Origin of the sequence: Ruminiclostridium herbifermentans (genome assembly GCF_005473905.2) — a bacterium.
Classification (GTDB): Bacteria; Bacillota; Clostridia; order Acetivibrionales; family DSM-1351; genus Ruminiclostridium; species Ruminiclostridium herbifermentans.
On record NZ_CP061336.1, the window covers coordinates 3122472 to 3147037 of the forward strand.

Below are 24566 nucleotides of genomic sequence, written 5' to 3' on the forward strand. Positions count from 1 at the left end.
TAGCATACTTAACTTTTGTAAATCCCAACTAAGCAGATAAAAATAGAACTTCTGTTTCAATATCATTTTTCTCAAAAAATAATATCCTCTATTTATATCTATTAGTCCTTCTTCAACTCATTCATGCATGATTGACATATATTTTTACCTTTGTAATTGGTTACATTTGATGCATCATTGCAAAAAATGCATGCAGGTTCGTACTTCTTCAATATAATTGTTGACTCATCTACATATATTTCCAAAGCATCCTTTTCCTCAATATTAAAGGTTCTTCTTAACTCAATTGGTAATACTATTCTTCCTAATTCATCTACTTTTCTTACTATTCCTGTCGATTTCATAAATGTGTGTCTCCCTTTCATTATTTTATTTCCTTAGACATTATTTTACTATATCTCCTACTATATGTCAACAATTTTCGTATATTTTGTCGTAAAAAATATTAATAGCACTTTTTTTAGAAGGATATCAACAAAATAACAGCCCTAAAGTATGCATCAATAGCCAATTTCAGCTGTATTTATTAAATAATTACTCCAAATCAATTTCCAGCTAAAAAGCATATGGTTTTGTTCATATATTTGTTAAGTCAGTGAAATACATTAGATGTATCTTTTCGATAACGATACACCTATGTCGGTAAGAACCCCTTTTGCTATTCTGTACAAATGTATATAGGTTACTATAATAGTTAATATTATCAATTTACTCTTTCAGTTGATATTTAAGTGTTTAAACTTATAAAATGAAAAGTTAATTAAATAAAATAACTTGGTTTACTTGGTAACCACCATAAGTAAATTTAAATATGGAAGGACTTTTCATCCCAAATCTAAGTTAATTATTAAATTTGTTTTAATTTTTTGCACTTTTGTAGAGTATATCATCATAAGACTTGTCTAGCATATTCCAGACAATGTAAATATACCTATGTTCCTTTCCGTCATCATCAAATATCGTATAAGCTTCAATCCTATTAATTATTTTTTTTAATTGGGCATTGTCAAGATTATCTATGTCAACATTATTGAGAAAATCAATATAATTATTATATTTAAGAAGTGCTTGCTTCTTTTCCTCATCAATGTTCTTCAATTTAGTCAGCTCTTTGCTTATAGCTTTTTTACTGCTTTGCAATTCATCATTTTGCTGCTTATACTGTTCTTCACCAATAATATCTTTTGAAAACAGTCGTAAATTAGCTGACATCTGAGCTTTTATATCGTCCAATTGATGCTGAAGTTCCTTTATCTTTTCAGTTAGTTCCTCAGCACTAAAGTAGGATTGCATATATTGCGAAAACATTTTGTCCAGATTTTCTTTGTTTAATCTTAAATTTTCAATTTCCTCTTTAACCCTTTTAATCAGCACTTCTTCATGCCATGAATTTCTATACCTGCAAATATCATTATGATACTTGTCATGCTGTATACAAACCCACTCAATTCCAGTATTTCTAGTCCCATCTTTGCGCTTCCAGCCCCATAATTTCTTTCTCCGCATTGCCATTCCACAATTCCGGCAAAATAAAAGATTACTGAATAAATGTGCATTACTGGGTCTATTGCTATTACTAAACATCTCTTTTCTAATTATAGTTTGTTTTTGAACTTTGTCAAATATTTCATCAGATACAGCCCGTAAATCCTCCCTTTCTGTAATAATCCAACTCCCTTCATCTATGGGTTTACGGCTTCTGTATATTTTTCCTTTATGCTCAAATCTATCTATATTAATATCAGTATTAACCACTGTATGAGTTATCTGTCTTCCAACATATATTTGATTAGCTAAAATATAATATATCTGAGGTGTTGACCATTTTCGTCCCTTTTGGGTAGGTATATTTTCTTTATTCAGATATTTTACAATACGAGTACTTCCCCAGCCTTCCAAGTACAAATCAAATATTTTTTTGACCACTTCAATTTGTTCCGGAATGGGTACTAAAAATCCATTTTTAGATTTGTAGCCATACGGACAAGCACTTGTAAACTTCCCTGCTTCCTGAGCCTTTCTAATGCCAAATTGAACTGCTGTGCTCTTTGCTCTGCTTTCTTCTTGAGCCATTACAAATAATATATTAATAGTTGCTTCATTAGCAGGATTAGAACTATCTAGCCAGCCATCTTCAAAAATAACTTTAATGCCCATTACTTTTAACTTTTTAATAATTCCAGCTCCATCTTCAACATTTCTAGCCCATCTCTGAACATTCTTTACCAATATTGCATCAAACTCTTTTCTATATGCACATTCAAGCATATACTTAAATGCACCTCTATTTTTTAATTTGGTACCTGAAATACCTTCGTCTGCAAATATTGATTTAATATATCTAGTGTATTCTTTTTTACCATCCTTACAATAGTACATTCCACAATCTGCACCTTCAAAGCCTTTTTTATTAAACAATTCTGTGTAATGCCTAATTTGATTTTCCAGACTTGTCATTTGCTCAGGATTATCACTTGAAACTCTGCAATAAGCAACACATTTCATAAAACTTCTGCTCAGCTCCTATATCACTTAATATAACAACAAATATATTTACATTAAATATTTGGGCTTATTTATTGCAGGAACAATTTCTGATTGACCAATGACTCCCATTTGATATATAGTTCTTCGGGAATGGGTTTTAATCCATATTCATATGTAATAATATCATTAACTCTTATATTAAGAAGTTCTGACAATTGTTCATCTGACAAATCATTATCTCTCACTCTTAATAAATATAGTTGACGCCCAGTTAACATATAAATTCAACCTCCACTACATACTATTCAGGCAAGTAAAAAATGTAGCTTTATTAACTGGAGTTTTTAATAAGAAATAGTTAGCATTGTATAAATATATAATCTCGATGCGTTTTGTCGAATTTTGTTGATTTTTATGGTTTTGTTTGATATAATTAAATAGTATCTATCACAAAAAATACATACAATCTATACGCTTTACCACATTATTACATCTTAACTATATTTTCCTATGACTGCATTAATTTATAGGAGGTTTTTGCTATGGCTGCATTAATTTATAGGGAAGCAACCAAATATGTAATTTTAATGCAATAACATTAAACAGATATGTAATTTCACGCCAAACTCAAAATCATAAAAATTGGAGATGACTTTATGAAATTTAAAAGTATTACAAAACAAATTACTTTATTATTTGGAATTTTAATGTTTGTAATCTCTGCAGGCTTAGGAGGTATTTCCAACATTACTTCTAGCAATGCACTAAAAATAAATGTAGACCAAAATCTCTTAGAAATAGCCCAAGCTGATGCAAAAATTATTAATGAAAAAGTAAATAGTCAACTCAATGCCTTAGAAGCAATAGCAAATAGTCCATGGATAAAAAGTAATGATATTACAATTGACGAAAAAATGTCCTATCTTAATGATGAAGTAAATCGAAGTGGATATAAAACTTTAATGATTGCAGATACTAATGGTGTTGCCCGCTTGACAACTGGAGAAACTATTGATGTTAAAGATAGGGATTACTTTATTAAAGCTTTATCAGGAAGTACTGCTGTTTCAGATCCCATAGCCAGCAAAACAGACGGAAGCCTAGTTGTAGCATTTGCAGTTCCAATTAAAGAAGGTAATTCAGTGAAAGGTGCACTCATAGCTGGACGAGATGGCAATGAGTTAAGCAATTTTACTTCTGAAATGCAGTATGGTGAGCAAGAAGTCTTTATGATCAACAATGAAGGCACTACGGTAGCAAGTAAAGATCCAAGCCGTGTCTTGTTCAATATTAATGAACAATATAAAGCTAACCCAGCAATAGAAGGATTATATAATATTCAAATGAAAATGGCTGCTGGTGAAAAAGGTGTAGCTGAATATGATCTTAATGGTGTAACTAAATACGCTGGATATTATCCTGTTGAAGGTACAAATTGGTCATTAGGTATAACAGCACCAAAATCAGTGGTTATGGCTAATATAAGCAATTTAACCAGGTCAATGCTACTGGTATTTGTTATCTTTCTATTGCTTAGCTTAATAATAACTATATTGATTTCTCGCAGTATCTCCAAACCAATCAAAGAGGCCACCAAATGTCTAAATGATATATCTACAGGAGACTTTACAGTAAGTATTTCTCAAAAGCTCCTAGCAAAGAAAGATGAAATAGGTAGTTTGGCCAATTCGCTTGACAAGATGCAGAGTTCAATACGCACCATGATGAAAGCAGTTGTTGATGAATCCTCTAATGTCAGTCAAATGCTAATCGAAATAAACAAGGATATGCAAAGCTTGAATGAAAACATCGAAGATATTTCCTCCACTACAGAACAATTGTCTGCAGGAACAGAAGAAACAGCTGCTTCAAGTGAAGAAATGAATGCAACTTCTTTAGATGTAGAAAAAGCAATTGAGTCAATTGCTACAAAAGCCCAAGAAGGTGCAACAACTGTTAACAAAGTAAGTACAATGAGTGAACAAATGAAGGTAAAGGCAATCGCTTCTAAACAAGAAGCTCTGGAGATATTCAGCAGAACAAAGGCCAATTTGCAAAGTGCAATTGAACAAGCCAAGGCAGTCAATCAAATTAATGAATTATCTCATGCTATACTGGAAGTTACAACCCAAACCAATTTGCTGTCTTTGAATGCAGCTATTGAAGCCGCTAGGGCAGGAGAAGCCGGCAAGGGATTTGCAGTGGTAGCAGATGAAATCAGAAAGTTAGCTGAAGACTCAAAAGCTTCTGTATCGCGAATTCAAGAAGTTACAAATGAAGTTCTGGAAGTAGTAAATGATCTATCCTCAAGTTCTATGGAAATTATGGAGTTTATTGATAAAAAGGTACTCAATGATTATGAAGGCTTAGTAAAAACTAGTGAGAGTTATAATGAACACTCTATAGTGATTAACGACATAGTAACTGATTTCAGCGCAACCTCAGAGGAACTTTTGGCATCCACGCAGAACATGATTAAAGCCATATCACAGATAACCACAGCTGCCAATGAAGAGGCTGTAGGAGCAACAAATATTGCCCAGAAAACAGCAGTAATTGTTAATATGGTTGAAAAGGTCGTAAACCTATCAAGTAAGTCAAATGATAAATCAGAATCTCTGATTAAGATAGTTAATCAATTTAAGATATAGTTCATACTAATTATCTAATGCTAAAATGAACGGGGACGCTGTAATAAGTTTTGTTGAGAGTATGTGAAGTTTTTCTGTAAAATTAAAGGTATGGAGGCCGAAAGATTAGCTTCCATACCTTGTTTACAATAAAAGCTAAATTTCTTAGAATGAAACATAGTAAATATATTCTCCTTTGATACTATATATTAGTATGGAGGAATTTGGATGAAAAAATAACATTCCTGTTATTTTTCCATCCATTTCTTGTTCATGCTACAATCAGAGAAGTATTGGGGTCTGACAACTACCCTTTTTGTTAAGAATTTAAGTATTAACTAGAGAAGAGATTTTTTTATGAGTGTTTACAAAAAGATTTTAAGCAATTTTACGTTATAATCTCTTCGCCTTTTTCCCTAAAACATAATCATTTGCTGTCCAAGAACAAATCTGGCAAGATATTGTATAGGTAACGATTCACGCAGGTCCAGTTGTGAGCTCCGCCATTTAATGTTAAGTAATAGAAGTTACCCTTTCTCAAATCTGCTGAGTAAACAAATATATCAGTAAGCTTCTTCATTTCATCAACCTGAGCGTTCATTCCACTATAAGCCAAATCAGCAGTACCTGTTGCACAGAAAATTCTTATATCATCTTTTGTGTAACCCGCCTTTTTAGCGATTTCAGCTAAATATTTAGCCCTAATCTCATCATCAGTTCCTGTGAAATTATATCCTTCTTTCTTTATTGAGTCTATATCCTGAAAACACCATAAACTAATTGGAATATAGTATTTAAAATAATCTATACTATAAATGTAGTTAAACCATGTGCAAGCAGAGCCCATTGAGAATCCGCCAACAGCCCTGTGATTTCTTGCTGCAATCAAGTCTTTTTCACTGGTAGACTCCGCATATACATTAAATTTCCCTTCGATTGTAGGTATGATATCCTTCACTAATTCATTATGGAAATTCTTAATACGGAACATTCCATCTTCATTCTGTCTCTCAGGACTAAATGGAGCTGTATTATACCAAGTAGGAGTAACGATAATGGTTGGCTTCATCTTACCATCAGCAATCAAATTATCAACTACTCTCATAAGTTCTGTATTCTGATTAACATCACCAAAAGCAGTGTGCTGGCTCTCAGCATTACCATGAATCAGGTATAGTATATCATATTTCTTGGTTTTATCGTTGGCATCATATCCGTGAGGAAGATATACAAGCATATACTTGTCTAAATCTTTTGCTTCTTGGTCGTAGGTATTAGTTTTGTAGTCAACTCTTACAATAGTTCCTCTTATGTTCTCTGGATCTGACGTCCTGTATGCTTTTGGTATATCTCTGCACTCTTTTTCGTCAAAGGATAAGTCATTGTGTACCAAGTTATCAATAGCAGCCTGTAATTTTATGAGCAATTGGTCAAATTGTGCCTGTGTTGAAGCTTTATCAGCAATGGCAGCTTCTGATTCTTTAATTAGTGAATCAACTACATCACCGTTAGAATAACGTTGCAGTTCTATATCCTTTGCACTAATAACTAATGATTTCAAATCATAATAGTTTGGTTTTGATATAGAATTAGGACCTTTACCAGTTAAAATCAATTGGCCAAACTTTGATGTATCTTGGTAAGCAGTACCAGTAGTATCAAATATATTAATCGTTGCTATTCTTGTGCTGCCTGTTGCATCATTAATCTGACCTTCCATCCCCATTACCTTACCATTAGCTGGAGTCTCAGATAATGCAACACGGCCTTCAATTACATAACCGTCTGCTACTACCTTTGCAGCTGAATACAAATTGGTTAAATCACCATGGTCAGCGGATCTCTCATTTTTGAAATTAATTCTAAACTGACTATCATCGCCTTCATATATACCACATCTCTTATTATCTTCGTCTAGGAAAAATTCGACGCTATCCTTTTCATAAACATTTCCGGAAGCATCAGAAATGTTAGCATCCTTTACTTCAGCCAAAAAATACACAGCATAATCATCCCACAATACCCTCAAAGTAGCTGTCGTATCAGTACTGCCAGATATCTTTGTAAATTTTACAGGCTCAGCAACATTCCAAGCATCTTCAATTTCTCCGTCAATATCATCTGGTGCGCCATAGTAAGCAACAACTCTTCCGCTGGCATCAAGACCATTCGCATCTACTTTAACCCTTTGAATCTCTTGCTCTCCAATATTTGCCATATCATAGCCCAGCACCTCCGCAAGAGTCTTTGTTCCTCCAGCCACTGGAGTATTAAGAGCTTCAATAAGCGCAGTTACCAAATTAGCATTGCTTATCTGACCTTTTACAGTACTAATCTTGGTAAGACCCTTTTCAGCTGCAAACTTAATTGTGTCTGCATATATATAGTCTTTCCCTGCTTTGTAGCCCAATACTTCAAGCACTATTTTATAAATCATCTGGGCTGTAGCTGGGCCATTAGGATCAAATTTGTCTCCGCCTATACCATTCCAACCCAACTGCGGATTAGCCTTCAAATATGCTAAAACATTTCTTCCTTCTTTCCAAGCTAATGAATCAGCATCAACAAAATTTTCTTCAGATGAAAATTTAAGTGCTTCATCCAATAATCCATACAATTTAAGAGAAATTACTGCAGCTTGAATTCTTGTAGTTCCTTTTGCAAGATATTCTGCATTTACACCATTTCCATCGCCATTAATAATATTAAGCTTTTCCAAATATTGTGCATCAGTATTAACATTATCAACAGCAAATGCAGGTAACGAAAATGTTACAAGCACACACATTGCTAAGACTGCTGCAATTAACTTTTTAAGATTCCTCATACTCTCAAATCCTCCTAAGTAGAATAAATTTAAGCTTGCCTTTTAAAACGCCTAGATTAAATTAATTTTTTGGTTATATGCACCACCAAAAACACTTGTAGTTTTAGTGGCTTAATAATACACCTTGGTCGCACATACTTTATTTTCGAACTATTACAATCAGCGGCGACAAATCTTTTTTTCTATAAAAGCTCTATCCCTTCACTGCACCAGCTACTAAACTTTTTTGAACCTGTTCACTAAGCAGTACATATATTATTACCGTCGGTAATGTAGCAATTACAAGGCCGGCGCCGATAGGCCCCCATTCAGTTACATATGTACCAACCATAGACATAATACCAACTGTAATTGTTTTTAATTGATCTTTACTAATAAATGTAATAGCAAACATCAGTTCATTCCATGAAGCCAAATATGTAAAAATAGCAACCGTTGCTATTGCTGGCCTTATAAGAGGAATTACAATTACAGAAAAAATACGGTAAATTGAACATCCATCAATAGCTGCCGATTCTTCCAACTCCCTAGGAATGCCTTTCATAAAGCTGCTAAATAATATAATGGCCATAGGAAGGCCAAACGCTGTATATGGAATAATAAGAGATAAATATGTATTGTAAAGATTAATATTTTTAAGAATAATAAACAGAGGGAGTAGTGCTGCATGTACTGGAACCATCATCCCTAGTAAAAAAGCAATCATCGTAGCATTGCTAAGTTTCCATTTCATTCTACTAATAGCATATGCAGTCATGGATGCTAAAATAATTACTGCAATAATAGTAACTCCAGTTACAAACGCACTGTTAAAGAAGTATTTAAGTACACTTGCCTGAGTAATTGCGTTAGTATAGTTCTCCCACTTAGGAGGATTAGGCAGACCAGCAACATTTCCTCCATAAATTTCATTATTATCTTTAAGGGAAAACAGAACCATCCAGATAAGAGGATATATCTGTATAATAGCATACAATATAAGAAAAAGCTGTATAAAAAACTTTGCCATCTTTCCTTTTATCAAATTATTCATAAAGTCTCACTCCAAAACCTATTCTGTTTTAAATACCTTGTCTAAAATAATAGTAAATACCAAACATTCTATAATTATAAATACAGCCATTGCGCTGCCATATCCATATTGATATGAATTAAAAACAGACGAATACATCAGGGTACTTGGCACTTCAGTTGCATGTAAAGGACCGCCATTTGTTAAAACATAAATTAAGTCAAATACTTTAAGTGACCCTATCAGTGAAAATATTAAGCAAACCTTTAAAATAGGCTTCAACAATGGTATTGTAATTTTAAAAGCCGTATTAATTTTTGATGAACCATCTATTTCAGCAGCTTCATATATTTCATCTGAAATTGATTTTGCCCCTGAATACATAATCAACATGTGGTATCCTACATATTGCCACAATGTAGGAATGAATGAGCATACTAAAGCTGTATTTTCTTTTCCTAACCAATCATACGCTAAGTTTTCCAAGCCTATACTTTTAAGCAGTGCGTTCAGCAAACCATAGTCTGCATTATAAATTTTTGTCCATAACTGACCAATAACAATTGTTGAAATTATTACAGGAATAAAATAAATAGTTCTATATAACTTTTCTCCTTTTACTCCATTTGCCAATATAAGTGCCAGAACTAGCGAAATACTAAGTTGTATAAATATTGACGCAAAAGCAAATAAAAAAGAATTAAGAATAGATTTAAGAAAAACATCGTCTGAAAACAATTTTATATAATTATCAATTCCAATAAATGTACCCTTTCCAATCCCATCCCAGTCCAATGTACTATAATAAGCTGACATAAATATTGGAAGAAATACTATTACACAAAAAACAATTAATGTTGGGATTACAAAAATGCAAATAGCTTTTTTATTAGAAAGAACTGAGTCCATGAAAGTATACCACCTTTAAAAGCAAGTAGCTGTTGCAAAACAACTATTGATTATATTATTTCTTGCTTTGCAACAGCCCCTCAAAATATAATTAAGTTCTGTATTTACACTTCATTATTCTTCTGCTGGGTCAACCTTAGCCATTTCCTTACAGAATTGTTCTGGAGTTATTTTCTTTGCTAAAAGTTCTGCAATAAGGTTCTTATGAGTTTCAGAAGATGTTGCTGGAAGAACTGTATCCCACCAAGGAATAAAGGACTTACCTGTTGCCATTAATGCTCCAGATTGTTTTGATAGATCTGAAAGCTTAGAAGTATCTAATCCATCTGTCTTCCATGCTGGCAAACCAGAACCATTTAGGAAGCCTTCCTTACCTGCTGCTTCACTAATGAATAATAAGAATTCTGCTGCTTCCTTAGGTGCTGCTGTTTTTGCATTGATGTAGAAACTATCAATACCGCCACCGTAGAAATCTGTTACCGCACCTTTTCCATCAGTAAATACTGGGAATGGTATTGCCTTTACTTTTCCTTTAGTTGCTGCGTTTTTGTCTTCTATTGCTACGTCAACCCAAGCACCTTGGTATAGCATTGCAGCTTTTCCTTGTGTAAAGGAATTTCTCATATCTTCAAAGCTAGTACTAAACATGTTGTCATTAAATGCTTTTTCATCTACTAACCTTTGAAGCTTAGCTGCAGCTTCAATAAAGTCTGGTGAATCAAACTTTTTAGGGTCTTTCATAGCTTCAATACATGCTTGGTTTCCTGCCTGTCTCATAGCTATGATATCAAACCAGTACATTCCAGGCCATCTATCCTTTTCACCAATAATTGCAGGAGTAATACCAGCAGCACGCAAAGCTCTAACTGCTTCAATAAGTTCATCATAATTTGTTGGTATTTTTGCATTTGCTTTTTCAAATAATTCTGTGTTGCAATAGAAGTTTGCAATAAATGTAAACATTGGAACACTATAAACTTTACCATCAAATGTACAACTTTCTAATGTTCCATCAACTAGCTTACTTTTTGTTGCATCATCTAAATACTCATCAATAGGAAGAATATTTCCATTCTTTATGTAAGGACTTACAAAGCTTCCACCCCACATATAGAAAATGTCTGGTGCTTCATTTGCAGCTAGTGCTGTTTTTATTTTAGTCTTGTACTGTTCACCTGTTACTCCGTCAGCTACAATTTCTATTTCTGGATGCTGTTCATTCCATACTTTTAAATTGTTCTTCAGAGAATTTGTTGCTGGGTCAGTTTCTGCAACCCATTGATGCCACATTGTTAATTTTACTGGCTTTGCAGATTCAACTGCTGTGCTTGCTGGTGCTGAACTACTTTCTGTGTTTTCTGTAGAACTATCACCACATGCGCCCATACTTAATGCTAAAGACAGGGCTGTTGTTACACCTAACACTTTAAGTAATAACTTTTTCATTAATTTAACCTCCTTGAGTTTCGTGTTAATTTTTAAACAACGCATCAATTATAGCAGTGATATTGCTCAAACTAAATTCAATATTATTGCATTAACATTCAAAAATTTATCATTCAAAAATTCATCATTTGCGATATGTGTTAATAGACAATCCCGTGTATTTTTTAAATAGTATGCTAAAGTAATGGGGGTCTGGTATTCCAATCATTTCACCTATTTGATATCCCTTAAATTCTGTTTCTTTAAGAAGCTTTTCGGCCTTGGCTATTCTTAGTTTTGTTATATATTCCACAAGGGTTTGTCCAGTTTCTTGCTTGAATATACGGCTGAGATGGCTAGAACTTATGTAAAACTCTTTTGCTATGCTTGCAAGTGAAAGTTCAGCATTGCTTAAATTATCTGAAATATAATCCTGTATCTGTCTTACTTGTTTACCTGCTTTAGTATCATTCATTCGTTTTAACTTGATTATTATATTGTCAATCAATTGTTTGAAATACACCTTAAACTCCGGTAAATTGTCTATTTTGACAATATCATTATATGGCTGGCTTTTTTGCTCCCAGATATCTGTCATATCAATATCAAAATCCATAATTATTCTTAAACATGCAGATAGCAAGTCAAATGCATCCAATCTTACTCTGTCAATAGTACTGTTTCCTTGATATGAAATACGACCAAACAATTCTTCAAGGAATTCTTCAACTTTTTCACTTATTCCAGCTTTTATTGAAAATACAATTTTTTCAATTAATTTTTGATTATTATTACTATGATTTTCTGCTGCATAATCAATATCATGATAGCTAATAACTTGATTATTACCTAAGACCATTTTATAGTTTAGAGCTTCATATGCTTCCTTATAGCTTAATTTGATATTTTCCTCGCCATAATAAGCAGTTCCTATACCAATACCTAAAAAACATTTAAAGTTGTTCATTAGCATTATTTTAAACATTTCACAGCATTCATATATATCCAGCGATGGATCATTAAATATGATAACAATCTTTCTGCTATTATCCAAAAATACATGGTTGTATATATCCTTCTGGAAAAACTTTTTAATTAAATCCACACATTTAATTGATAGAAGTATCTGAGCTTCTTCTTTATTTTCAACTGCTGTATTCCTAAGTTTTTCCCATACCTCTATTACTGCAACCTGAAATAAATTAGAACTGATATTCTTGTTTACTCCGAAATACTCCATCTTTTCTTGTATTTCTTCTTTGCTAAGTTCACCATATATCAATGCATTTAAAAATTTCTCTTTCAAATATGGAAGGTTGTCTTTTATTTTCTGTTTCAATAATTCATATTCTTGTAAGTGATTCTGTTCCTCAAGAATTTTGCTTTTCAATCTTAACGCAATACCCGTAATCTCTTGTACATTTATGGGTTTAAGAACAAAGTCAGAAATACCAAGCTTTACACAGCTTTTTGCATATTCAAATTCATCATGACCAGTAATAACTACTATTCTTATGTGCGGATATTTTTCAGTAACTACTCTGCTAAATTCTATTCCGTCCATACAGGGCAAGCAAATATCAGTAAATATAATATCCGGTACTATCTGTTCTATCATAGTTAAGGCTTCTAATGCACTAGCCGCCTCTCCTGCAATTTCCATACCAAGTTCCTGCCAATTGATACGTATTTTCAGGAGATTTCTTATAAGTCGTTCATCATCTACTATTAAAACTTTCAAGGGTTGGCACATAATTACCTCCATTGTCTTGCTCACTTTTATTACATGTTTCACCTTCTATTGCCAAAGGCAGCAGGATAACAATTTTCGTCCCTTTACCTTTTTCACTGTACAATTGAAAGGCTGCTTCATTGTTGCAGTATATTTTCAAGCGTTCGATGGTTCCTCTAAGTCCAAAGCTGGATTCAGCACTTCCCACCTTACTGTCCAATATCTTCTGTATTTCATGCTCACTCATTCCTACTCCATCATCCTCTATACAGATGCAAACCTGCTGAGCTTCTTTCTTTATATCAATATTTATACTTCCAGGTATGCCCTTTGCACGTATACCATGGTAAAGTGAATTTTCAACAAGAGGCTGCAAAACTAGCTTTAGAATTTTTGTATCAAGACAGCTTTCATCAACATTATAATTAACTTCAAACATATCTTCGTATCTAATTTTCTGAATCTTCAGATAGTTTTTCACAATATCAAGTTCTTCACCAAGTGTAATTACTTCTCTACCCTTACTAACGCTATGCCTGTAATAGCCTCCTAATGCATCAACAAGGTCACATACCTCATTTATCCTGCCTGATAGAGCAAGAGAATTAATTGAGTCAAGTGTATTGTATAAAAAATGGGGCTTAATCTGCGCCTGCAAAACATTGAGTTCTGCTTTACGGATTGTCTTTTGTTCTGCTATAACTCTTTTAATCAGTTTCTGTATCTCTCTTATCATCATATTGTAGCCATCTCGCAGCTGCCCTATTTCATTGTTCCCCTCATTTATGTTAACTTCTTTGAACTCACCACACTTAACTGCATTCATAGATTTTAACAGCTTACGAATGGGTACAGTAATCCATCTTGAAATAACTATAGTTCCCATGAACAGAATAATGCTGTTTAAAAAGATAGTAATAAAACCTACAAACCCCATTTTTTCAGATTCATACGAAACCTCTGCAAAAGGTATTGCACTAATTATAGCCCAGTTATGACGTTCCTCAAGTACGAATGATATAAGATATTCAGTATTATTCAATTTTTTTGTTATGTATCCATGATCACTGCCGTCAAATTTGCTCAAAAGGTTTTTAATTTCAACCTCGTCCAGTATTGGCTCAACTGGCTGATTACCTTCTTTGGTATGATTAACGGGTATAATACATTGTCTATTTTTATCCCAAAATGTGATGCTGGTGTTATTATAGTTATCCACAATATTTGCATAGCATTCCTTAAATGCCTTATCTGTAATATTAATTACCAGCACACCTAAATTATTTGTATTGTCAATATCCCTTATTAACCTAATCATAGAAATATAGTTACCGTTTGGGTCTATTTCAAAAGCACCATCTCCATTTATACTCAGTATATATGCGCCTTTTTTATCAAGGACTTCTTTATACCACTTGGCTTTTTTCACATTTTTTAGTGTAAATTGTATTGGATTCTGATCACTTACAAAATAATAGTGTTCTGTATTGTCAAATATATAAACAGATGATATGCTTTGAATGGTTTGAATCATGCTGTATATGTATCCTCCCACTCTTGATTGAGCGTTTAAATCGGAGTATATATTTCCTGTTCTCAAAATAGTTTGAAGGTCATGGTCAGATAAAATCATTTTTGAATAATTGTTTACATTATCAAAAAATAAATCTACATTTGATTTTATTGAATATAAGGTCTGAACTGAAGCCTCATTGACCTTTTGGTGTGCAATATTCATATATATTTGCCTGTAAAGCAGACTGCTGATAAATAGTGAGATAATCATGACAATGAAATAAAACAAAGCTATCCTTAAACTTATTTTTAAATCCTTAATTTGTCTCTTGATTTTGATTATAAATTTAAAAACACCAATTTGCTTATGCCATTCCATTAGATAAATACCTCACTATTATTTTACATACAATTTTTAATTACAACCTCCAGCATAGCCAATTAAATTGGAGGTGCTTCAAACCTAAAAAATGTCATTATTTACTTAGTCAAACAAGTGAAGCTTCATTTTATATAACTACATTCTATACAATAAGTATATACTGTATTTTTTACTAAATTATAGCATGAAGTGCTTTTTTTTCAATACTAATCTATTTGTAGAGGCAGTCTTACTTATATCTTCTTACTAGCAGTTTGACTTTTTTTATATATATAAATTCCGGCTATGCAAAATATTAAACCGATAATAGCTGGTTTTAATATGGTCATTCCAGCTTCTCCACTAAATATAACACTCCACGCAATCTTTAATATAGCAGCCCCAATAACAACTCCTAGAAGTAGTCTCCAGTTTCTTTTCCAGGCTGCTAATATAAGTGCAATAAAAAACATCGGAACAGTTAAACTCATTATAATTTTAGGAGTTGTCCATTCTCCCTTTAAATATTCCATTTCATAGGCAAGAAATGTCATTATCTGCGGACTACTTGTTTCAGGTGAAGGAAACCAAAACATACTAGTAAACAGAGCAAATATTGTTGCAAATATTCCAGTTAAGCTTTTCTTAAAAGCAAATACTATAATTGGAATAATAAACAAAGGTCTTATATACCAACTCAATACATTATGGTGTCTAGCAAATGCCCAGTTGAAGAATATATCATTTGTTAAAAATAGTATTACAAATACTACAGTAGCAACTGCAAAAATTATTCCAAATATACAATCCATTTTTTTAGTCATAAGTACCTCCTTAATATCTGAATAAGCTTTATTCCGTTAAAAATAATGCTAAGTCGTAAATCAACTAGTTTAATTAGTAGATTCACTAAAATTAATATTTGAAACACTATCAAACTTGCTTCGCATGTATTATTATAATCTATTAGAAATTTTATAACGACCAAAGAATAAACAACGTAAAACTTTACAAATCAATATACAAAAATAAAAAATCCCCTTAACTTCTTTATACGGCATAGTATATCTTTGACTTAAATAGCGCAATGAAGCACCTAGTTCACCATCCGGACCGCCGGTTTTCATGTTTTCTTAATAAAGATTTTTATAAAAAAACGACACCATGTTGGTTTTAGCACACTATAATCCATGGATGGTGAATGTGTGACAGCAAAAGCACTGAATTAGTAGGTTCAAATAGTTCTGCTATAATTGTCTTAGTATCTTTCAGCAAGTAATTAAATACATCAGAGCTAAAATATATTAATATATCTGCAAAGGGAATGTTTATTGAATAAAATTAAACTCAAATTTCATAGAATAGTCATCATTAATATATATTCTTTTAACAATTTTTCTTATGATTTCTTCTTTAATTTCGTAGTCAAGAATACTAAAATTATCTAATAATTCATTGACTTTATCTCTTATTATATTGAATTTAACTTCAGCGGAATTTAACTTATCATCTATGTTTAGTCTATTAATCAAGATTTCAAGTTTTCTGGTGTAATTTTGCTTTTGCTCTCGTAGCTGGTTCATTCTGCACTTATATTCATCTAAAGTTATTATATCAGCTTCAAATGCCGTCTGCTGTTTTATTATAGCTGCGTTGACAGCCTCTATCTTATCTTTTAAAGATTCACATTCTTTTCTTTCAATTTCAAGTTTATTGTTATATATGTATTGTTTGTTACGAACTAAATCATCAAGCATATCATACGATTTTATTTGCTTCTTTATTTCATCCATTACCAGTTCTTCCACTACATCCATTCTATAATATGAAAGCTTACTGCCACATTTGCCATCAGACTTTTTATCAAAATAGTAATAATAGTAATCATTTTCATTTCTGTCCTGTTTATTTATATCCTTCGCATAGGCCTTAGGGAGTTTTATTCCATAAATTTTGCCCCCACAACACGCACAATATAGTAATCCTGAAAGTAAATACTTCTTTGTACTGCTCCATTCCTTACTATCATTTTCTTTTCTCTTTTGAATAATCTGCTGGATTCTATCAAATTTTTCTTTTGTAATAAGAGCAGGATGCGTATTTTCCTTTACAATCCAATCCTCCCTCGGTCTTACCATTCTTTTAGCCTTTCCATTACTGTCTCTTATCCTAATTGTTGCATTATATATTGTCACACCTAAATAGACAGGATTAGTCAAGATAGCACGAATTGAATTGGTACACCATTTACCACCGCTTTTTGTAGTAATTCCATTTGAATTTAAATACTTGCATATTTTAAGTCTGCCCCAGCCCTGCAAAAACTTATCAACTATTAGCTTATAGATATAAGCAGTATCAGGGTTAATTACAAGCCGCTGCTTATCTTCTGACAACATATACCCAAGTGCAGGACATGGCACATTTGCTTTGCCTTCTTTTGCCTTGAGGAGTTGAGTTATCTTTACTCTTGAACTGGTAACTTTTCTTTCCTTTTGTGCTAGACCAGCATGGATAATTAAAAGGAATTCATCATCATCTGTCCTGCTATCATACCCTTCTTTTATTGAAATAAAAAAAGCGCCCTTGTCAGCAAGACTTCTTTTCAGTTCAATTACATCCATAATATCCCTTGAAGTTCTAGATATTTCTTTAGTTACAATACCTTGAACCTTTTTAGAAGCTACATCATTTTTTAATCGTATCATTTCGTTTCTCATATAGCTATAAGCACCAGTTTTAATATCTATGTAAAAATCCACAATATTATATTTATTTATTTGAGCCCACTCAGTAATGTACTTTTTCTGATTTTCTATAGAGGTTTTCTGACTGTCCTTGGTAGTAGATATTCGTATGTAACCACCAATATTTAAACCTGTTTCACCTTTTGTATTTCTATAATCAGTATATTTCTCAAGCCTATTTCCACTTACAATTGGAGGAGTATACTCCATTGTGCATTCACTCCTTTCAAATTGCCTCAAATAATATTTATCTATGCCTGAGACCTCTGTTTTATTTGCTGATTTTTTAGCTTCTCATTAGAATATAAAGAATTGCTTTTCATCGCTTCTCTGATTAATATTTCAATGACTTCTTCAATTACATCTTTTTTAGTGGTCATACCCAACCTCCATCCTCTATTTTAGAATAAAATTTTAGTGAAACTATATTTGAAAAATATCAGAATATCTCCTTATCAATAGAAGCTCGAAAAAGCACTATGTTTGCACATACTATGTTTTCGAGCTAATAATCGCCAATATACTTTATGAATATATTTGTATGTATGTTACATTAATATCTAAACGAATAGAAAAAGCTAGCAAAATTATATTAATAAATTCCAGTATTAGAATTTGATATCTCGCCAATTAAAGTTTAAAATTAGAATTGATAACTCTAATATTCTTATGAATTGAATTTACTCGTTGTGCTAATATTTTAAGCAAAGTTTGCAGGTAAACTACGTATTGCTTATTTGGGTACACAAGTACAAATTAGATAAATAGGATATTTAATTAAAGATATTTATTTGAATTAATAGATAAAAATAGTTAATTATGACAACGTAAAATGAGGTATAGACACTAAAAATAGAAATGAAGTATAATTAACTATGAATCAACCATTACAATTTCAACAAATTTCTTGGTAGTATACCATTTAAGTAAGTTTGTACGAAAGTACCAATAAGACTATACTTTAAACTTACCTGAAAGGTTCAATAAATAATTAAAACAATACTTTTTATTCTATTAAACACATAAAAACTTAATTAGTTCTGAGACAATTAGTAAAAAACCAAGTCATATATTAAAATATTCGCCACAATAAATCAACATTTTGTTGTGCATATACTGACTTTACAATTTTTTGTTGTATTTTTTGATTGAAATTGACATATAGTTGTATAATAATTCATATAGGAGAATTTATATGCACAAAAATATGAGCAAACTTTCAATTAGACTGAGAGAACTTCGAGAAGAGAAGAAATTATTGCAAAAGGATATAGCTAATTTGCTAAATATTACTGCTAGTGCTTATGGTTACTATGAGCAAGGTAAAAGAGAGCCAGACACACATACTGTTAAATCTCTTGCTGATTTCTATAATGTGAGTACTGATTATTTACTAGGCAGAACAAATAATAGACGTACAGAAGTTCAAATATCCTGTATTGAAAATTCTCTTATTGCTGCTATTGATAGTCTTAGTCCTCAAAGCAAAAAGGAACTTGAAAAGTATGTCCAATTGCTTAAGCTAAAGGATTTAATGGAAAATATCAATAGTTAAATAATGCCTGCATCAGAAAAAGATACTTCTTAAGAACTGAACTTTAATTTTTATATTAAATTCAAGTTGCAATATATAATAATTTAATTAATTATATATATTAAGAGAAATATACTTATAACTTAATCAAATTTATTGATAGAACCTAAATATTACATAATATTTAGGCATGGAGGGAATTTAGGTGTTATTATTAGGTCAAATTTTAGTTAATACTCTCTTTGCAATGATTACTGCATATCTGATTTATTTATTTTTAAAATCAAATTTTAGTATTATACTAGAACGAAATTATTTACTTTTATTTCTAGTTTTAAATGGACTATTAAATGGAGTTCTTTCTACGTTATGGATGACTGTTCTTCCCATACCATACAACTTGCAATTTATAAAGACCTTACTGCTTTTCATACTAAATATCATAATAATAAAGTATTTTTTACATGTGGAATGGATTAAATCAGTGCTGTCATTTTGCATTATTATATTATTTGTAGGAATTGGAGACTTTACCATACCTTTGATTACTTATCTATTTGGATTTACTGTAACACCTGATTTAATAAACACCGATCTTTTCTTATTCTTTATTTTAAACATATATATATTTGCTATAGCATTTGCTCTTGTAATATTGTCACCTTTTGCAAAAACAATTAAAAATATTAAAAACTTAACACCAGTTGGTTTTTTAATAGTTATCACACTTGCTATAATGACATCCTACCTGGCAATAGGCTATATAGTTGAATTTGATCCAGTTACTTATATTGTATTGTTTTTATCATCTCTAATATTCTTTATATCTTCCGTTTGGTATATCAGTATTTACCATAAATATGAAATACAAAAGGAGGAGCAGCATCAGCAAACCTTCTATAATGAGTCACTTGCTAATACACTTCAGGACTTAAAGCGTATAAAGCATGATCAAGTAAATCATTTGTCTGTATTACATGCAATGCTCCAAATGAAAAAATATGATTCCGCTCAGTCATATCTTAAAGAAATGTTACATATAACTGAAAACATTGGAAGTATGTCCATATACGATATAAAAAATGTAGGTCTTTTCGGTATAATTTCTACAAAAGTAAATTATGCGAAAAATAATGGAATTGAATTTGACTTAAAAGTTTTTGATGTAGTAGATTCAATTCCCAATGTGAAAATCTCAGATCTATGTGAGGTTATTGGCATTTATTTAGATAATGCTTTAGAAGAAGTATTAAATAATGGAAAGCTAAGAATTGAAATGCAAATAGAAACTACCGACAAAGATATTGTTCTAAAAATTTCCAACGAATGTATTGCTGAACCAGATTTAAAGAAATCCAAAAAAGGAGAAGACAGAGGAAATGGACTTATAATAGCAAATAAAATACTAAGTTCATATAAAAACATTATACACACAACATCCTTTGACAAGGAAACGATGGTATTTTCACAAGCTCTAAGCATAGCAAAAGAGGCTTGACAGCCTCTTTTTTTTACTTAAGTAATGATTTAGGACATTCCCTCTGATAAAAAGCCCATATCCAACAAGCATTCGCAGATGTAGTAGCAGCAAACATTCCTAATAACGACAGAACAGATAAGACCATCAACTTAATTTTAAACCTCATACTATCCCACCTCTCTTGTTTTTTGTTAATTTATACATTATTGGAGTAACATTAAAAGTCGATATTAAAGTAATGATAGAAATAATATTTGAGTAAATACTAGGAGTAAAAAATGTAGTAAAGAAGTAAATTAATAATACAATGATTCCCTTAATCTTCAATTCTTTTTTTCTCTTTAGTGTTATTATAGGCTTTGTAACCAAGTCAGCAGGAGCATATAATATTGCCAAAACAATTGCTACAAGAAATAAAATCACATTAAAATGTCTGATACTTATTATCTCCGATAAATAAATGCTGCCAAAAATAATTGTAAAATGAGTTATTAAGCATCCAAGCTGTGTTTTGGCATGAACCCCGCCTAAATATGACTTATTTACCGCAAATACAATAACGGCAACTAAGGCATAATCTAATTTGCCTAAAATTTGTGCAGTAATCAATACTGCAAGTAATTTTAAAACATCAGAAAAAGCTGTATATAATCCATAGTCAATTTGCTCTGCTTTTTCTTCTGTTATACCGGGAACATTTAATACAATCTGTTCCGTTAACTTTTTTACAATTTTAGACAACATATTATCACCGTATACTACATTTTACACCATTATATCCTATTTTACATCATTTGTCGATATTTATATAAAAAAAGATTAATATAAAAATATTATGTTAATTTTTATATTCCAAATTATAATTAATCTGACAACTATATACTTTAACTTCATTATTTAAGCTAAATTTAGTTTATGGATTGCAGATTAGTTATGTAACACCTGTGGTATGTAACTTTTTCATAAATAGTTAAAAGGGCTAATATATTGCTAACTAATAAAACGTGAAATCCAGCCCGCCATACTGAGTTATAATTATTTTTGCAAGAGCAGGATTAGGGTTTTTTATTTTTACAGGATACTGCAGCTTTTTTTCATAAATCCACATATACTATACCTCACTTCCAATTTCCCACGGCCATGGACTATCAATCCATTTCCATGATGATAAATCAAAATCGTAATTATCAATTGTAACTGGTCCATATTTTTTTGAGAATTCTCTCTCTGCCTGATTTTTTAAATCACGATATTGTTTAAAATACGATAATGCTATCTTGTCATTTGGATGAGTATCCAAAAAAAGCGCAACCTCATCCATGGCAAAATCATAAGCCTGCATTTTCCACATTAGCATTTCTCTTTCACTCATATTTGCCTTCATACTTTTTTACCTCCCCCCCAAGAATGGCTTATCAAGGCTTGGGAATAAAGTACCTCTTTTTAGTGCTTCATTTGCTTCATATGGTGTTTCCCATTCTTGATTTAGGACATATGCCATCGCTAATACCATGTTGGGACACTTTTCTCTCTCTTTATCATTGTCTTCATTATTGTGCTGTTCCATTGCAAGTTTTTCATTTGTTATCTCCATTTCACTCATATCCTTATATGGGAAGCCATATGGAACTCTAAAATCAGTCATTGTACTACTCCTTCTTTACTAAGAATAATCATATCTCTATTTACAGGATATGAATAAACTATATTCTAGGTTACATAATGTAGATTACATAAAGAAGTAAAAATATACTTAACTTTGTATTATTTCTGGTTGAAGATATAGGTCAATATAAAAACTTATAGAAGAATTGAATTTAATTAATTACTGACTTAAATCTTATCCAAGATTGCAGCCATGTACTGGGTACACGCATAAAAAAACCGCTAATTCCAATGAATTGCGGTTTTTTATAATTAAATTTATTTACTTAAGGTTAAGCTTTCGATAATTTTTGACATAATATTATTAAGCATTTTTTAACTCTTTCAAACAATTTTGACAGATATTTTTGCCCTTATAATTAATTATGTTTCTTGCATCAGCACAAAAAATACATACTGGCTCATACTTCTTTAATATAATAGTTGCTTCATCAACATATATCTCTAAAGCATCCTTCTCCTCAATATCAAAAGTTCTCCTTAATTCTATTGGCAAGACTATTCTGCCAAGTTCATCTACTTTTCTTACGATTCCTGTTGATTTCATTATTTTTTCTCTCCCTTACAATATATCATATGTTTTTACATTATATTACATTGTATTTTATCAATTGTCAATGTTTGGTAATATTTTTATTACATAATTTTCATGATTTTACTAATGAATCCATAGTTATGCTCTTTTTTTCTTGTTTTTTCATTTTTTTCTAATATTGTATAAAAATAAATTTATTAATAATATCAATCCTTACTTTTCATTTTACATATCAGTTTTCTACTAAAAAATAACCCTCAACCGGGGTTATTTTTTTAGTAGTTTATATTTTAAATTTAGAAAATACATTTTATTTTCTTAGTTCTAAAAATGTTCTAAAAATATGTTACACTTACTTACTTTAGTATTGCCATTAATTTATTTTTTTCTGTGTTCATTAAGATATTCAGTTAATACTTTTTGTTCATGGTATGTTGATTCATTAATTTTTGATATAGATAAGTTAAAAATATCATCAGCACTTTTGTTATCCATATTGTTATATAAAATATCCATAAATATTGAAAAATTATTGTTATCTAACATAGTAGGATAACGAAGCGGAATTTTATTAATAAGTTCATCATACAACTGCATTGATTTTTGTCCACCAAGATATTCACTTTGTTTATCTATTTGTATAGTTATGCTTTTATAATCATTTACCAAATATGTTTTCAGTATATCCCAAGCTTGTTTTTTATGTTTACTTGTAGATGGTATTGAGCCATAGTATGAACTTTGATATCCATAAATATCTAAAGGCAATCTGGTTGCTCTCCATTTCCCAGCCTGTTCAGGTGCAAAACCCTGTAAATGCGATTCGCCCCATTTATTAATATACATCATAGCAATCTTATCCTCTTTTATTAATTTTTGACCATCTGGCCCCCAAACATTAACTTTACTAGCTAAGCTCTGTCTATGCGCTTGAATAGTAAGTTTAAGAGACTCTCTAACTTTTTCATTATTAACAATTAAATTCATATTATCATCATAAAATCCATAGTTTCTCAGTGCTTGCTGAAAAATTTCTTCATTCCATTGGAGAACATGTATACCATCTTTTTGTAGTTCCGTAGCTATTTTCATCCAACCCTCTAAAGTTGAAATATAATTCCCTAGTTCCTCAGGATCGGTAGGAAAACCATACTTTTCTAATATATCAGCACGATAAAATGTTACCATTGGAAACTCTGGAAAAGGTAATGCTAAAAGTTTACTATCATCAAAAGATTTGCAATGTTCCAACTCACGCTCATTAAAAATTGACTTTATACTATTAAAATCATAATCAGGCTTCAATAAATCCTCAAAACCATCTAAAGAGTTAAAATTGCCAAAGCCCTCTCTGTAATATGTAATCATATCAATTGGTTCATTTGCTGCTAATGCTTTAGTTACCTTCTCATAATCTGGCCCATCAAAACTAACAATTTTTAAATTAGCCTTTGGATATCTTGAAAGAACCGCATTCTCTAAATATTGTTCGATAATTGCGTTATTCCATACTACAAAATCAAACTCATCCTCATCATTATTTTCAATACTTTCCTTATTCTCAATAAGTTCTATACTCACACTGGCTTCACTTGGCGTAACAATTTTGTCAACATCAATATTTTTATCATTAGTACTGCAGCTAGTAAGAGATATACAAGCAAAAACAACAGATAAGATTACAGCCTTAATATTTTTCACGACACA

Annotated in this window: 21 protein-coding genes and 2 pseudogenes; 3 read left to right on the forward strand and 20 right to left on the reverse strand. The window is 31.4% G+C overall.

The features are described from left to right. Positions 1 to 101: 101 nt before the first annotated feature. The 3 genes from EHE19_RS12730 to EHE19_RS12740 all read right to left on the reverse strand — a co-directional run bounded on the left by EHE19_RS12730 (position 102) and on the right by EHE19_RS12740 (position 2765). The gene (locus EHE19_RS12730; protein ID WP_137697860.1) at positions 102 to 344 is read right to left on the reverse strand and encodes an AbrB/MazE/SpoVT family DNA-binding domain-containing protein; all 243 of its coding nucleotides are present in this window, start codon (positions 342 to 344) and stop codon (positions 102 to 104) included. Positions 345 to 858: 514 nt separating this feature from the next. Continuing rightward, positions 859 to 2505, reverse strand: coding sequence for a recombinase family protein (locus tag EHE19_RS12735; RefSeq protein WP_137697859.1), 1647 nt, complete (start codon positions 2503 to 2505; stop codon positions 859 to 861). 71 nt (positions 2506 to 2576) lie between these two features. After that, positions 2577 to 2765: a hypothetical protein gene (locus tag EHE19_RS12740; RefSeq protein ID WP_137697858.1), complete on the reverse strand. Its 189-nt coding sequence runs from the start codon at positions 2763 to 2765 to the stop codon at positions 2577 to 2579. A gap of 378 nt (positions 2766 to 3143) precedes the next feature. Between EHE19_RS12740 and EHE19_RS12745 the strand changes: the two genes are divergently transcribed. Continuing rightward, entirely contained in the window at positions 3144 to 5138 is a 1995-nt protein-coding gene (locus tag EHE19_RS12745; RefSeq protein WP_137697857.1) for a methyl-accepting chemotaxis protein, read from the forward strand. A 406-nt stretch (positions 5139 to 5544) separates the two neighbouring features. Here the strand turns inward: EHE19_RS12745 and EHE19_RS12750 are convergent, their stop codons facing one another. The 10 genes and pseudogenes from EHE19_RS12750 to EHE19_RS19955 form a co-directional block, all read right to left on the reverse strand. Continuing rightward, complete coding sequence (locus EHE19_RS12750) at positions 5545 to 7944, reverse strand: sugar-binding protein (protein WP_137697856.1); 2400 nt, start codon at positions 7942 to 7944, stop codon at positions 5545 to 5547. A 193-nt stretch (positions 7945 to 8137) separates the two neighbouring features. Next, complete coding sequence (locus tag EHE19_RS12755) at positions 8138 to 8977, reverse strand: carbohydrate ABC transporter permease (RefSeq protein ID WP_137697855.1); 840 nt, start codon at positions 8975 to 8977, stop codon at positions 8138 to 8140. 18 nt (positions 8978 to 8995) lie between these two features. Then, the gene (locus tag EHE19_RS12760) at positions 8996 to 9865 is read right to left on the reverse strand and encodes a carbohydrate ABC transporter permease (RefSeq protein WP_137697854.1); all 870 of its coding nucleotides are present in this window, start codon (positions 9863 to 9865) and stop codon (positions 8996 to 8998) included. Positions 9866 to 9979: 114 nt separating this feature from the next. Next, complete coding sequence (locus EHE19_RS12765; RefSeq protein WP_137697853.1) at positions 9980 to 11311, reverse strand: ABC transporter substrate-binding protein; 1332 nt, start codon at positions 11309 to 11311, stop codon at positions 9980 to 9982. A 124-nt stretch (positions 11312 to 11435) separates the two neighbouring features. Beyond that, positions 11436 to 13043, reverse strand: a complete 1608-nt coding sequence (locus tag EHE19_RS12770) for a response regulator (RefSeq protein WP_171003587.1) — start codon at positions 13041 to 13043, stop codon at positions 11436 to 11438. After that, positions 13009 to 14916: a sensor histidine kinase gene (locus EHE19_RS12775; protein ID WP_137697851.1), complete on the reverse strand. Its 1908-nt coding sequence runs from the start codon at positions 14914 to 14916 to the stop codon at positions 13009 to 13011. The genes EHE19_RS12770 and EHE19_RS12775 overlap by 35 nt, the downstream gene beginning before the upstream one ends. 236 nt (positions 14917 to 15152) lie before the next feature. Continuing rightward, a complete protein-coding gene (locus tag EHE19_RS12780; RefSeq protein ID WP_137697850.1) occupies positions 15153 to 15722 on the reverse strand; it encodes a hypothetical protein in 570 nt (189 codons plus the stop codon). 210 nt (positions 15723 to 15932) lie between these two features. Then, positions 15933 to 16025, reverse strand: a pseudogene (locus tag EHE19_RS19780) (manganese catalase family protein); the annotation flags it as partial. Positions 16026 to 16226: 201 nt separating this feature from the next. Next, positions 16227 to 17855 carry a recombinase family protein gene (locus EHE19_RS12785; protein WP_137697849.1) on the reverse strand — a complete coding sequence of 543 codons (1629 nt, stop codon included), beginning with the start codon at positions 17853 to 17855 and terminating at the stop codon, positions 16227 to 16229. A gap of 41 nt (positions 17856 to 17896) precedes the next feature. Continuing rightward, entirely contained in the window at positions 17897 to 18025 is a 129-nt protein-coding gene (locus tag EHE19_RS19955; protein WP_280513943.1) for a hypothetical protein, read from the reverse strand. A gap of 815 nt (positions 18026 to 18840) precedes the next feature. On the opposite strand from EHE19_RS19955, the gene EHE19_RS12790 reads away from it, so the two are divergent. Both EHE19_RS12790 and EHE19_RS12795 read left to right on the forward strand, forming a co-directional pair. Then, the gene (locus EHE19_RS12790; protein ID WP_171003586.1) at positions 18841 to 19200 is read left to right on the forward strand and encodes a helix-turn-helix domain-containing protein; all 360 of its coding nucleotides are present in this window, start codon (positions 18841 to 18843) and stop codon (positions 19198 to 19200) included. Between the two features lie 184 nt (positions 19201 to 19384). Beyond that, the gene (locus EHE19_RS12795; protein WP_137697848.1) at positions 19385 to 20677 is read left to right on the forward strand and encodes a sensor histidine kinase; all 1293 of its coding nucleotides are present in this window, start codon (positions 19385 to 19387) and stop codon (positions 20675 to 20677) included. 13 nt (positions 20678 to 20690) lie between these two features. On the opposite strand, the gene EHE19_RS12800 is transcribed toward EHE19_RS12795, so the two are convergent. The 7 genes and pseudogenes from EHE19_RS12800 to EHE19_RS12830 form a co-directional block, all read right to left on the reverse strand. Beyond that, entirely contained in the window at positions 20691 to 20825 is a 135-nt protein-coding gene (locus tag EHE19_RS12800) for an AgrD family cyclic lactone autoinducer peptide (protein ID WP_137697847.1), read from the reverse strand. Further along, positions 20822 to 21403, reverse strand: a complete 582-nt coding sequence (locus EHE19_RS12805) for an accessory gene regulator ArgB-like protein (protein WP_137697846.1) — start codon at positions 21401 to 21403, stop codon at positions 20822 to 20824. Before EHE19_RS12805 ends, EHE19_RS12800 begins: the two co-directional genes overlap by 4 nt. Before the next feature lie 265 nt (positions 21404 to 21668). Continuing rightward, positions 21669 to 21767: pseudogene (locus EHE19_RS12810) on the reverse strand (manganese catalase family protein); the annotation flags it as partial. A 3-nt stretch (positions 21768 to 21770) separates the two neighbouring features. Next, the gene (locus EHE19_RS12815; RefSeq protein WP_137697844.1) at positions 21771 to 22043 is read right to left on the reverse strand and encodes a spore coat protein CotJB; all 273 of its coding nucleotides are present in this window, start codon (positions 22041 to 22043) and stop codon (positions 21771 to 21773) included. Positions 22044 to 22049: 6 nt separating this feature from the next. Next, positions 22050 to 22304, reverse strand: a complete 255-nt coding sequence (locus EHE19_RS12820) for a spore coat associated protein CotJA (protein ID WP_342343324.1) — start codon at positions 22302 to 22304, stop codon at positions 22050 to 22052. Between the two features lie 324 nt (positions 22305 to 22628). Continuing rightward, complete coding sequence (locus tag EHE19_RS12825; RefSeq protein WP_137697843.1) at positions 22629 to 22871, reverse strand: AbrB/MazE/SpoVT family DNA-binding domain-containing protein; 243 nt, start codon at positions 22869 to 22871, stop codon at positions 22629 to 22631. A gap of 366 nt (positions 22872 to 23237) precedes the next feature. Further along, positions 23238 to 24560: an ABC transporter substrate-binding protein gene (locus EHE19_RS12830; protein ID WP_137697842.1), complete on the reverse strand. Its 1323-nt coding sequence runs from the start codon at positions 24558 to 24560 to the stop codon at positions 23238 to 23240. Positions 24561 to 24566 lie beyond the last annotated feature (6 nt).

Bases quoted from the DNA above. Each gene is read 5' to 3' on its own strand.
- EHE19_RS12730 (WP_137697860.1), bottom strand. From the start codon at position 344: ATGAAATCGACAGGAATAGTAAGAAAAGTAGATGAATTAGGAAGAATA.
- EHE19_RS12735 (WP_137697859.1), bottom strand. From the start codon at position 2,505: ATGAAATGTGTTGCTTATTGCAGAGTTTCAAGTGATAATCCTGAGCAA.
- EHE19_RS12740 (WP_137697858.1), bottom strand. From the start codon at position 2,765: ATGTTAACTGGGCGTCAACTATATTTATTAAGAGTGAGAGATAATGAT.
- EHE19_RS12745 (WP_137697857.1), top strand. From the start codon at position 3,144: ATGAAATTTAAAAGTATTACAAAACAAATTACTTTATTATTTGGAATT.
- EHE19_RS12750 (WP_137697856.1), bottom strand. From the start codon at position 7,944: ATGAGGAATCTTAAAAAGTTAATTGCAGCAGTCTTAGCAATGTGTGTG.
- EHE19_RS12755 (WP_137697855.1), bottom strand. From the start codon at position 8,977: ATGAATAATTTGATAAAAGGAAAGATGGCAAAGTTTTTTATACAGCTT.
- EHE19_RS12760 (WP_137697854.1), bottom strand. From the start codon at position 9,865: ATGGACTCAGTTCTTTCTAATAAAAAAGCTATTTGCATTTTTGTAATC.
- EHE19_RS12765 (WP_137697853.1), bottom strand. From the start codon at position 11,311: ATGAAAAAGTTATTACTTAAAGTGTTAGGTGTAACAACAGCCCTGTCT.
- EHE19_RS12770 (WP_171003587.1), bottom strand. From the start codon at position 13,043: ATGTGCCAACCCTTGAAAGTTTTAATAGTAGATGATGAACGACTTATA.
- EHE19_RS12775 (WP_137697851.1), bottom strand. From the start codon at position 14,916: ATGGAATGGCATAAGCAAATTGGTGTTTTTAAATTTATAATCAAAATC.
- EHE19_RS12780 (WP_137697850.1), bottom strand. From the start codon at position 15,722: ATGACTAAAAAAATGGATTGTATATTTGGAATAATTTTTGCAGTTGCT.
- EHE19_RS12785 (WP_137697849.1), bottom strand. From the start codon at position 17,855: ATGGAGTATACTCCTCCAATTGTAAGTGGAAATAGGCTTGAGAAATAT.
- EHE19_RS19955 (WP_280513943.1), bottom strand. From the start codon at position 18,025: ATGACCACTAAAAAAGATGTAATTGAAGAAGTCATTGAAATATTAATC.
- EHE19_RS12790 (WP_171003586.1), top strand. From the start codon at position 18,841: ATGCACAAAAATATGAGCAAACTTTCAATTAGACTGAGAGAACTTCGA.
- EHE19_RS12800 (WP_137697847.1), bottom strand. From the start codon at position 20,825: ATGAGGTTTAAAATTAAGTTGATGGTCTTATCTGTTCTGTCGTTATTA.
- EHE19_RS12805 (WP_137697846.1), bottom strand. From the start codon at position 21,403: ATGTTGTCTAAAATTGTAAAAAAGTTAACGGAACAGATTGTATTAAAT.
- EHE19_RS12815 (WP_137697844.1), bottom strand. From the start codon at position 22,043: ATGAAGGCAAATATGAGTGAAAGAGAAATGCTAATGTGGAAAATGCAG.
- EHE19_RS12820 (WP_342343324.1), bottom strand. From the start codon at position 22,304: ATGACTGATTTTAGAGTTCCATATGGCTTCCCATATAAGGATATGAGT.
- EHE19_RS12825 (WP_137697843.1), bottom strand. From the start codon at position 22,871: ATGAAATCAACAGGAATCGTAAGAAAAGTAGATGAACTTGGCAGAATA.